This is a genomic window from Bermanella marisrubri, assembly GCF_012295615.1.
In the GTDB taxonomy this organism is placed as follows: domain Bacteria; phylum Pseudomonadota; class Gammaproteobacteria; order Pseudomonadales; family Oceanobacteraceae; genus Bermanella; species Bermanella marisrubri.
Map to the genome: position 1 here is coordinate 3,494,709 of NZ_CP051183.1, position 11,290 is coordinate 3,505,998.

The 11,290-nt window shown below is 44.6% G+C and carries 9 protein-coding genes; 6 read left to right on the forward strand and 3 right to left on the reverse strand.

The genetic code is table 11. From position 1 onward, the window contains the following. Window positions 1–300 precede the first annotated feature (300 nt). Window positions 301–1,668: an aminotransferase family protein gene (locus HF888_RS16230; protein ID WP_007016826.1), complete on the reverse strand. Its 1,368-nt coding sequence runs from the start codon at window positions 1,666–1,668 to the stop codon at window positions 301–303. Window positions 1,669–2,169: 501 nt separating this feature from the next. On the opposite strand from HF888_RS16230, the gene HF888_RS16235 reads away from it, so the two are divergent. The 4 genes from HF888_RS16235 (at window position 2,170) to HF888_RS16250 (ending at window position 7,522) form a co-directional block, all read left to right on the forward strand. Next, a complete protein-coding gene (locus tag HF888_RS16235) occupies window positions 2,170–3,198 on the forward strand; it encodes an arginine N-succinyltransferase (protein ID WP_007016825.1) in 1,029 nt (342 codons plus the stop codon). 32 nt (window positions 3,199–3,230) lie between these two features. Further along, window positions 3,231–4,706 (forward strand): succinylglutamate-semialdehyde dehydrogenase, encoded by a 1,476-nt coding sequence (gene astD / locus HF888_RS16240; protein ID WP_007016824.1) that lies wholly within the window; start codon window positions 3,231–3,233, stop codon window positions 4,704–4,706. Then, window positions 4,703–6,046 (forward strand): N-succinylarginine dihydrolase, encoded by a 1,344-nt coding sequence (gene astB / locus HF888_RS16245; RefSeq protein WP_007016823.1) that lies wholly within the window; start codon window positions 4,703–4,705, stop codon window positions 6,044–6,046. The genes astD and astB overlap by 4 nt, the downstream gene beginning before the upstream one ends. A 93-nt stretch (window positions 6,047–6,139) precedes the next feature. Next, entirely contained in the window at window positions 6,140–7,522 is a 1,383-nt protein-coding gene (locus tag HF888_RS16250; RefSeq protein WP_007016822.1) for an aspartate ammonia-lyase, read from the forward strand. A 304-nt stretch (window positions 7,523–7,826) separates the two neighbouring features. On the opposite strand, the gene HF888_RS16255 is transcribed toward HF888_RS16250, so the two are convergent. Then, entirely contained in the window at window positions 7,827–8,813 is a 987-nt protein-coding gene (locus HF888_RS16255) for an NAD(P)-dependent alcohol dehydrogenase (RefSeq protein WP_007016821.1), read from the reverse strand. A 128-nt stretch (window positions 8,814–8,941) separates the two neighbouring features. Between HF888_RS16255 and HF888_RS16260 the strand changes: the two genes are divergently transcribed. Next, a complete protein-coding gene (locus HF888_RS16260; RefSeq protein ID WP_007016820.1) occupies window positions 8,942–9,580 on the forward strand; it encodes a TetR/AcrR family transcriptional regulator C-terminal domain-containing protein in 639 nt (212 codons plus the stop codon). 28 nt (window positions 9,581–9,608) lie between these two features. Here the strand turns inward: HF888_RS16260 and HF888_RS16265 are convergent, their stop codons facing one another. Further along, window positions 9,609–10,379, reverse strand: coding sequence for an exodeoxyribonuclease III (locus HF888_RS16265; protein ID WP_007016819.1), 771 nt, complete (start codon window positions 10,377–10,379; stop codon window positions 9,609–9,611). Window positions 10,380–10,616: 237 nt separating this feature from the next. On the opposite strand from HF888_RS16265, the gene pyrE reads away from it, so the two are divergent. Further along, entirely contained in the window at window positions 10,617–11,261 is a 645-nt protein-coding gene (gene pyrE / locus HF888_RS16270) for an orotate phosphoribosyltransferase (RefSeq protein ID WP_007016818.1), read from the forward strand. The last annotated feature ends 29 nt before the right edge of the window (window positions 11,262–11,290 follow it).

Below are 11,290 nucleotides of genomic sequence, written 5' to 3' on the forward strand. Positions count from 1 at the left end.
TTGTGGTTGCGTTAAATGCATATCAAGCTGCTTTATGAAATGTAAAAAATTTTTATCGCGAGCCAATTTAATTCAGGCCTATTTTTAAGTCAATTAGGCTTGTGCTTGCTTGTTATATTTTTCTGCACGAGGTTGATTGTTTCAATTTACTGAATTTTATCTAGGATATGTGCCTTAATACCCCATGTTTTCTGGATTTTATTCGGCTCCATATTAAAAAACCCAGCTAACTTTTTTATGCGCTTAGCTGGGTTTTATATATCTAATTAATATAAAAATTGAACACCTGTCCAATGAAAATCAGGCAATTTCGGCGTCGATTGCAGCCTTGATTTCACTGACTAATCGGTCAATTTCGTCGCGTGTTATCACTAATGGTGGTGAAATAGCTAGGGTACCTACGCTAGGTAATGGGCGAACAATCACTCCGTTTTTGCGCATCATCGCAGTAACTTTGGCAGGCCATTTATCCGCCGGATCTGGCAATTCTTTGTTAACTTTATCCTTCACCAACTGGACACCCGCCAACAAGCCACGACCCCGGATCTCGCCAACATTTTTATGATCACCCAATTCTTCAAGCAAACGAGCATGCAAATAAGCTCCGTTCTCTTTCGCTCGTTCCACTAAACCTTCATTTTCAATAATGTTTAAGTTGGCTAAAGCAACGGCACAACCAACAGGGTGGCCAGAATAGGTATAACCATGACTAAAGGCACCAATCTTGGCAGAGCCTTCTTTCAATACATCAAAAATTTCATCGGTTATAAACGCTGCCGACATGGGGAAATAACCACTGGTCAAACCTTTAGCCGTACTTAGCATATCCGGCTCAATATCCAACTGGTCGCTACCAAACCAGGTTCCCAAACGACCATAACCACACACTACTTCATCAGCTACAAGCAAGATATCGTGTTGTTTTAAAAGCGTTTTGAGTTTTGGGTAGTAGCCAGCAGGTGGCTCGATGATACCGCCAGCGGCATGAATCGGCTCAGCAAAGAACGCGGCAATATTGTCTGCACCTTCTTTTTCAATAAGCTTAGCTACATTATCAATTAGGCGATCACAGAATTGCTGCTCTGTTTCGCCCTCAAGACCGCGTGTATAAAAGTGCGGGCAATCGGTGTGCAATACAAAATCCAGTGGTAGCGGGTATTCTTTATGGAAACCACCCAAACCGGTCAAACTTGCTGTAGAAATAGAGGTACCATGATAGGCTTGCTCACGCGCTATCACCTTCGTCTTTGTCGACTTGCCGCGCAATGAATGGTAATGCCATGCGATTTTCACCAAAGTATCATTAGCATCACTGCCGCCGGAACCGAAATACACTTTACCAAGGTTGCTTGGCGCTAATTGCAGCAATTTCTTTGCGAGCTGCACCTGCCAAGGATTCGAAGCATTACTAAACGTATGATAGTAAGCAAGTTGCTCAGTGGCTTCTTTGACGACTTGTGCCAGTTCCGGACGCCCATAGCCAGCATTAACACACCAAAGCCCACCAACGGCGTCTAATAATTCATTACCGTCCGCATCAGTGATGGTGCTACCTTTGGCGCTGACAATCATCTGTGGGCCCTGATCCAATAACGCAGTAATGGATGACGCAGGATGTAATACGTATTGGCTATCTTCTTGCGCCAAACTTTTTGGGGTATCGTTCATAGTTGTCGTCCCAATTAGTGAATTGTCTCTCCAAATACACCTAACATCGCTTTGTAATCAGATTACTTGGAATAATCCGCAGGGTATTTCGAGCTTTTTCGATCTATTCATTGTATGAATTATCACAAGAATTAAATCCTTAAGATCGTAATCGTCTAGGATTTAGTATGGCACTCAATAACCCTTAGGCCCAATATTTACTAATATTAGGGTGTACATGCTTGGCCAGCATAAAATCCTTTAAATTAAGATAAGTTCAAAATCTACTGCGGTTAAAAATCTGGAAAATGAGCCAGACTTGTAAGTACAGCACCGATTTAGAAGTAAGTAGTATGCCTGCTTCAACTGATGGCACCGGTACTGTTGAATTAAACCGATTTTTCGTACTCGACCGTTCGCATTAACGTCAATGCGCATACTGTTGCAAAGTCTCTGCGCAAAACGTCTGATACCGTTTGCCTTCGCCGAGTACGAAAATTTATAACGATAAGGGACGCAGATATGTTAATCATTCGCCCCGTACAAGCAGACGACCTGCAAGACTTATTAGAGCTTGCAGTGAAGGCTGGTAAAGGCATGACCTCTTTACCAGAAGATCCGGATACGCTCTCAGAAAAAATTCAAAAATCCATTGATAGCTTCAAACGTAGCGAGCCAGATGACGATGATTTTTTTTGGTTAGTGATGGAAGACCTCGACCGAAAGAAAGTGGTCGGAACTTCAGGTGTTTATGCTCGCACAGGAACCCGCCAAGCGTTTTATGCCTATCGCTTAATTAGTCAAAATCACTACAGCCATACTTTAAATCGCCAAGTGCGCAGCGAAATGTTACAGCTAAGTAACGATTACACAGATTGCTCCGAAGTTGGCACCTTGTTCCTCGATCCCGAATACCGTGGCAACGGCCATTGGTTAGCGAAATCTCGTTACTTACTCATGGGTCAATTCCCTGAGCGTTTTGCGCCCTATGTGATCGCTGAATTACGCGGTTGGTCAGATGAAACCGGACGTAGTCCTTTTTGGGACGCCTTGGGCCGACACTTTTTCGAAATGGACTTTGACGAAGCCGATACGTTATGCGGCGTAAGCAATAACCAATTCATAACCGAATTAATGCCTAAGCATCCCATCTATACCAAGTTACTCCCGCAAGAAGCGCAAGACGTGATTGGTCAACCCATGGATGCGGGGCGTCGTGCTATGGAATTACTCGAAGAGGAGGGTTTCACTTACGACAAAGTCGTCGATATTTTTGATGCTGGTCCAATACTACGTGGGCGCATTGACCAGTTACAAACCATTAGAAAGATGGACCAGGGTTTAGCCGCAGTTAGTGACGAGCACATGCTAACTAGTCCAACTATGATCGCAACCAGTTCGCTCAAACACTTCCGTGTAATTCATCAACCAATGATACGCACAGGCGCTGGGCAAGTGAAGCTTGCAGCAGAACATTTGAAAGCACTCGACGTAAACGCAGGCGCTCTATTGCGTTACGTACCTAAATTTTCGAAATCCCGTTTTCACTAATGTGTTGTGAATAACGGGGAGGAGACATTCTTATGAGTGGCATGAACAGTATTTATATAAATGGCCAATGGCAAACCGGTGAGGGCATTGAATTTACTTCACTGAATCCTATAAGCAACGACGTTGTTTGGAAAAAGCAAGGTGCCAGTATTGAGCAAGTTAAGCAGGCGGTTGCTGCAGCCAAACAAGCACAAACTGAGTGGGCTTTATTAGGTCGCGAGAAACGTGTTGAAATTACGCAACGTTTTGCAACGCTATTAAAAGAAAACCAAACTGAATTAGCGCGAACCATCAGTGACGAAACCGGTAAACCCACATGGGAAGCCCTTACCGAAGTGACCGCTATGGCAAACAAAGTCGCCATTAGTATCACCGCTCAAGATACACGCGCATCCACTGGTAATGCCTACACTGGCGACAATAAAAATTTACATCTCACACACCGCCCCCATGGTGTAATGGCAGTCTATGGTCCTTATAACTTCCCAGGTCATTTACCTAACGGTCATATTGTTCCAGCATTATTGGCTGGCAATACCATCGTATTTAAGCCAAGTGAAGAAACACCTAAAACCGCAGAAGAATCCATCAAAATTTGGCAAGAAGCTGGACTGCCAAAAGGCGTTATCAATTTAGTACAAGGCGCAAAAGAAGTCGGTGTTGCACTAGGTCAAGCAGAAATCGATGGTCTTTTGTTTACTGGCTCTAGCACCACAGGAAAAATTTTACACAAACAATTTGCGGGCAAACCGGAAGTATTACTTGCACTTGAAATGGGTGGCAATAACCCACTCATTGTTAATGACAATATCAATGTGAACAACACGGTAAACGTCATTCTACAAAGTGCTTTCTTAAGTGCCGGTCAACGCTGTACCTGTGCCCGTCGCTTAATTGTTATTGAAGGTTCTAATACCGATAAGCTTTTAATTGCGCTTAAAGAAAAAGCTGCTCAACTGATTGCCGATCACCCTGATGCCGATCCAGAACCATTCATGGGTCCTGTTATCAACGCAAATACGAAACAAGCCCTGTTAAAAGCACAGCAAGATCTGATTGCGAAAGGCGGTAAAGCTCTACTGGAGATGACCGCGCTAGATGAAACGAGCAATCTACTCACACCAGCCATTCTCGATATGACTGACGCTAAAGATGTTCCAGACGAGGAATGGTTTGGTCCGTTATTGCAAGTTTATCGCGTAAACGATTTTTCAATGGCAATGAAGTTAGCCAACGATACTCAGTATGGTTTAAGTGCCGGATTAATCAGCGATGATGCAACGCAACAAAACCAATTCTTGAACACCATTCGTGCAGGTGTGGTCAGTATAAACCAACCCACTGCAGGGGCTTCTAGTGAATTACCGTTTGGTGGTGTTGGGTTGAGTGGTAACCACCGTGCAAGTGCACTTTATGCAGCAGACTATTGCGCATGGCCACAATCGTTGATGCGCGGTACTGCCACCGAAGAATTACCAACAGATTTACCCCGAGGAGTACGTAAATGAGTTTTGAAGTCAATTTCGACGGCTTAATTGGGCCCAATCATAATTACTCAGGGCTCGCCTTCGGGAATTTAGCATCCAGCCGCAATGCTAAAAATACGTCTAGTCCTAAGCAAGCTGCGCTTCAAGGCTTAGAGAAGATGCGTACGCTTTTAAAATTGGGATACAAACAGGGCTTCATGCTGCCGCAAGAACGACCTGACTTGTCTGTGCTTCGTGAGATTGGTTTTGAAGGCGATGATGCACAAATATTAAAGGCTGTGTCAGAGCAAGCACCGCATTTACTATCCATGGTTTATAGTGCTTCAAGCATGTGGGCAGCCAACGCCGCCACGGTCACACCATCCAATGATAGTGCCGATGGCAAAGTGCATTTTACGCCCGCGAACTTGCTAACGACCAGTCACCGCGCCATTGAACATAAGCAAACTCAACGTTGCTTAGAAGCTATCTTTAACGACAAGGATGCATTCACTGTTCACGCTGCACTACCGTCTATCACGCGTTTTGCAGACGAAGGTGCTGCCAACCATACACGTCTTTGCAAAGACTATGAGTCTCAAGGTGTGGGCTTATTTGTTTATGGTCGTGATGACAATACCGACTTAAATGAACTGCGTTTCCCTGCACGCCAAACATTGGATGCCAGCGCCAGCATTGCGCGCCAGCATACGCTACCGGGTGAACGTGCCGTTTATCTTCAGCAAAGTGCCGTAGCGATTAATGCCGGTGCTTTCCACAACGATGTTGTGGCTGTAGGTAATGGCCCTGTATTGTTCTATCACCAAGACGCATACGAAGTACCATCTCAAGAAGCTGCGTTTGCCAAACTCGACAAACTGGTTGAAGGCTTTACCGCCATTGAAGTACCGCGCGAGAAAGTCAGCCTAGACGATGCCATTACTAGCTATCTTTTCAATAGCCAATTATTGGCAAGCCCAGATGGTAGCATGAACGAATTGCGCATAGTGGCTCCAACAGAATGTCGCGATAATGACAACGTGCGTCGCTATCTCGAAGAGTTGGCTCAAGATACATCTCAACCGATCCGCCATGTTGAGTTTGTTGATGTTCGCCAGAGCATGAGCAACGGTGGTGGTCCTGCTTGCTTGCGTTTACGTGTCGCCCTAAGCGAAGAAGAGATTGCGAAAGTGAATCCGGCTTTCCTATTGGATGATGCCAAAATCGACGCTCTAAAATCCGTTGTTGAAAAACACTACCGCGAAGAATTAAACCCTGAAGATCTATTTGATCCCGCCTTCATTACTGAATGTCAGCAAGCATTAAATGCATTGACGGAAGTGATGGGCATTGCACCATTTTACGATTTTCAGCGCTCTTAAAAATAATAACATTAACAGTATGGGATCGTTATAAGCGTGAACATACAGTTGACTAGGCCAAAAGTCTAGTCAACGCACCTGAGAGTAAAAGAGATGGACGTACGCACTGAAAGCGATTCATTAGGTACAAAACAGATTGGCAGTCATCATTATTACGGTATTCAAACTCAAAGAGCCGTAGAAAATTTTTCGATCACAGATATTCCACTCAGTATTGATCCGGAAATGGTGATTGCTTTGGCCATGGTGAAAAAAGCTTGCGCCTTAACCAACTGCGATCTTGGGGTGCTTCCTAAAGAAAAAACCGATGCCATCGTCGCTGCATGCGATGAAATTATTGCGGGTAAGCACCATCAAGAGTTCGTTGTTGATGTCATTCAAGGTGGTGCAGGTACTTCTGCCAATATGAACGCCAATGAAGTCATCGCCAACCGTGCGCTTGAAATCATGGGTTATAGCAAGGGTCACTATCAGCATCTACACCCAAACAATGATGTTAATGCCTCTCAATCGACTAATGACGTTTATCCATCTGCACTTCGCTTGGCTCTTTATAATAAGTCCCAAGATTTAATCTCAGCACTAGAAGAATTAGTTGATGCATTTGGTGTAAAAGCAGAAGCGTTTAAAGACGTTTATAAAATCGGTCGCACCCAGTTGCAAGATGCGGTGCCTATGACGTTGGGCATGGAATTTGGTGCTTTTGCTACGGCTATTGCAGAAGACATTGTTCAAATAAAACATACAGCGCATCTTTTACTCGACACCAACTTAGGCGCCACGGCTATCGGTACTGGCATCAATACGCCTAAAGGTTATAGCACAAAAGTGATAGAGCATTTACGTGAAGTAAGTGGTGTACAAGTGCGATCAGCGGAAAACCTAATTGAAGCCACCTGGGATACTGGCGACTTTGTTCAATTAAGCGGTACCTTAAAACGCTATGCCACCAAGATCAGTAAAATTTGCAATGATTTGCGTTTGTTAAGTTCAGGACCATTATGCGGCTTAGGTGAAATCAACTTACCTAAAATGCAGCCAGGTTCATCCATCATGCCTGGCAAAGTGAATCCCGTTATTCCTGAAGTCATGAATCAAATTGCTTATGACGTTATCGGTAAAGACGTTACTGTTTCCATGGCATCTGAAGGCGGACAAATGCAGCTAAACGCATTTGAACCAGTTATTGCCAACTGCCTCTTTTTATCTTTAGGCATGCTTACCCGTGGTTCTCGCATTTTACGTGAAAAGTGCATTCAAGGTATCACGGCTAACCGTGAGAAATGCGAAGAATATTTGGATAAATCAGTAGGTATCGTAACCGCATTAAACCCGATTCTAGGTTATGAAGTCACATCGGCACTTGCTCAAGAAGCCGTCGCAGAAGGTAAGTCCATTAAAAAATTAGTGATTGAGAAACAGCTTTTGCCAGCAGAGCAGGTTGATGCTTTGCTGCAAAGCGCGATGGGTCAATAAGCGTTATTTTAACTATTGGTTGCAAGGTCCAGAGTTGAAGTTACCTCCCGCATATTGATCTATTGTGTTGGACTTTTTACACAACCTATCAGCAGAGTGTAGTCGCGTTGGGTTGAATAAGGAGTTCACGCTTCTGGTTTGTTGTGTACCAGAAGTCATTGGATAAATTGTGTTAATGCCCACGATTTATTCGTTGTGAAATTATTAGGTGGTGCCCAAAAGGCGAGAAGTATTCCAATACTTTTAGCTTAATAGTTTCCCGTTAAGTGCTTTGCCCATGTTTGCGATCCAAACATGGGCTTTTTTAATTGAGCAGAACCACACTTCCTTTCTTACGATTGCTATCAACGTAGTCATGAGCTTTGCTTGCATCTTTTAAGTCAAAGCGACAATCAATATAGTTTTGCAAAGTCTTTTCTTCATAGATTGAAAGAAGTGTTTTTAAGTCCTTCTTCAACTGACTTGGACTGATCATTCCAGTTGCACTAAACGCCGCTCTTTTTGACTGTGACGATCGTGTTCGCATCATATGCCAGAGCAAGTTCATGGAAAGCACCGGGCTCATGAATAACCCTTTGTCAGCCAACACCGATTGCATTTGCTTAAACTTTAAGTTACCCACCGTATCGTAAATCACATCCACTTGCTGATTAAGTAAAGCAAGATCTTGTTGCCGATAATCCACGCATTCATCCGCACCTAACTCATACATCCATGCGTGATTGCTTTGACTGCACACGGCAATCACATAAGCGCCATGGGCTTTAGCCAGTTGCACGGCAGCACTGCCTAAGCTGCCAGAAGCACCGTTAATTAAAATTCGCTGGCTGGGTTTTAGCTTTGCAATGTTGTGCAAGAAATTAAAACTGGTCAGAGGGCCGTCACACATCACGCACGCTTCTTCATGGGATAAGAAGCTTGGCTTTTTCAGAATGACGGCATCTTGCTCGACAATGACGTACTCAGCATTGGTGGAAAAGGTTAAGCCAGATTCGCCGAATACTTCATCGCCGACTTTCACATCACCAATGTTCACATTGCTAACGTCCGCGCCCAAAGCTTCCACTACACCTGAAAAGCCCGTGCCAGTAATCCCATGCTTAGGGCGACGAAGGCCAAGAGCCAAGCGTGCATACCAAGGTGTGCCTTGACGCATCATGGTATCGGCTTTGGTAACACTACTGGCCACCACTTTAACTCGGATTTGCTGTGGACCAACTTCAGGCAAAGGTACGTCAGCAATACATAACACGCTTGCATCCCCGTATTTTGGGCACATCACGGCTTTCATAAACCCCTCCTCGTGCAGATACACTACTGATTCAACAATATTTTGAAGATTGACTTACAGTGTAAGTTAAACTTACACTGTAAGTGCGTCAAGTAGTTTTTGTATATTTTTCAACCAAAGAACCAGTCATGGCAGGATTAACAAAACAAAAGATTGTGGATAAGGCGTTGAAGCTTGCCGACCAGCACGGCTTAGATCAGCTATCCATGCGCAAGCTGGCTGATGCTTTGAACGTAAAAGCCATGTCGCTGTATAACCATATTCAAAACAAAGAAGCTTTAGTGGATGCCTTGGTGGAGGCGGTTGTGGCTAAGATGCATTGGCAAGATCAAGGCAACTGGTATGACTCTATGATGCAGCGCGGTCAGTTAGCCCATGATGTGCTTATGAATCATCCATGGGCTGCCCACCCCTTAGTCAGCCGTATCAATACAGGCGATGAACGCCTACTTTATGTGAACAATACAATAGGGGCGCTAGTGGACGCTGGTTTCGACTATGCCACCGCCGATCATGCGTGGAATACCATGGACAGTTTTATTTACGGCTATACACAGCAAGCCATTAACTTTCCCTTTGCACCAGAAGAGTATGCGCAAAGCGCAAAGGACTATGTGCATATGATTCCCAAGGAACGCTTGCCGTATTTGCATCAAATGACCGTTGAAGTCATGGAGCAACGCCACTCGGGAATTAACGAATTTGAATGGGGATTTAAACTGGTTTTAGATGGGATACAAACACGCTGGCAAGAAAGCCAGCGTTAATAAAAGACGTGATGAGTAATTGATGGGATTAATCGAATTCGTATTCGATGATGGTAGCCGCGTGTTGACCACCCCATAAACGCTCTCGGTCAATCTTGGCATCCACCACATATTGACGTAGATTGGGCGTACAAATTTGGTAGTCCAAACGCCAACCATTCTGATTACGGCGTGCGCTTTCTTCATCTGCATACCAAGTAAATTGGTTTTCACCAAAGTTGGCTTCACGGAACGCATCAACGAATTCCAACGGCCCAGTCACCTGATCCATAAATGCTTGCTCTTCGGGCAAGAAACCGGATTCTCCTTGATGGGCCTTCCAATCACTTAGATCAATGCTCTTATGAGCAACACCAAAGAAGCCTGCAAAAATAAATTCACGGCGTTTACGTTTGGTTTTTTGTAGGTGCTCGATAAATTGTTGCTGGAACGCAAACTTGTCTTCAAGGCTATTGTGTTCGTCTTCGATAGGGAACATCACCGAACCTACGGACACTTCATCAAAATCTGCTTGAATATAGCGGCCATAGCGATCACAGGCTTCAAATGCCATACCGATCATAATGGCTTTAGGCATGGCTTTAGTGATGACCGCCACACCAGCATAGTTATCTGGCTCGGCATCTATGAAGTAAGCGTTGTAGCCTTCTGGATACAGCACATCATCACTGAGTTGGTATTCTTTCGCCTTGAGGTTCTGTACGCATACAATATCGGCGTCGTGCTGGGCAATCCAGTCGTAAAAGCCGTCTTTAACGGCGGCTTCAAGTCCGTCTACATGTACATTTATAACCTTCATACAGGGTCCCTATGTTGCGAGGCGGCAATGATACTCAGTTTTTTGTCGAGGGACAGCTCTAAAACAAAGATTTTCAACTGGTGATCTCAGGATTCTGCCAAACCCGCGTGATTTTATTAGCTTTATTAGCGTAGGTGATGAGAATTATAGTATGAGCAGGTAAAATACCCGAGTTTATCCGCGCCAATTGTGTCCCAATGCTAAAAATTGGCAAGTTTTATCTAAAGGGTGTTGACCATGCAAGATTACCAAAAGGCCTTTATCGAATTCGCCATTGAACAGGGTGTACTGAAATTCGGCGAATTTGAATTGAAAAGCGGACGCAAAAGCCCGTATTTCTTCAATGCCGGCCTATTCAATAGTGGTAAAGCCATGGCGCAATTGGCAAAAAGCTATGCCAATGCCATCGTCGACGCGGGTCTTGAAATGGATGTTTTATTTGGCCCAGCCTATAAAGGTATTCCTTTAGCCGCCACCACCGCCATGGCCCTCTCTCAAGAATTCAACCGCGACACGCCTTACACCTTTAACCGCAAAGAAAAGAAATACCATGGTGAAGGCGGCAGCTTAGTAGGTGCGCCATTAGAGGGTAACATCCTTATCATTGACGATGTCATGACTGCCGGCACGGCGATCCGTGAAAGTATCGATCTCATGAACGCCCAACCAAATGCGAAACCGGCGGGCGTGATCATCGCTATTGATCGCCAAGAGCGCGGCAAAGGCGAACTCAGCGCTACGCAAGAAGTGGCAAAAGACTACGATATTCCCGTGATTAGCATTGTAAAGCTCGAGCAAATCATTGAATACGTGAGTCAAAAAGAAGAATTCCAACAGCACTTGCCAGCGATTCAAGCTTACCGTGATCAATACGGTGTTTAGTTAATCAATCCATTAAAAAAGCCGCTTGG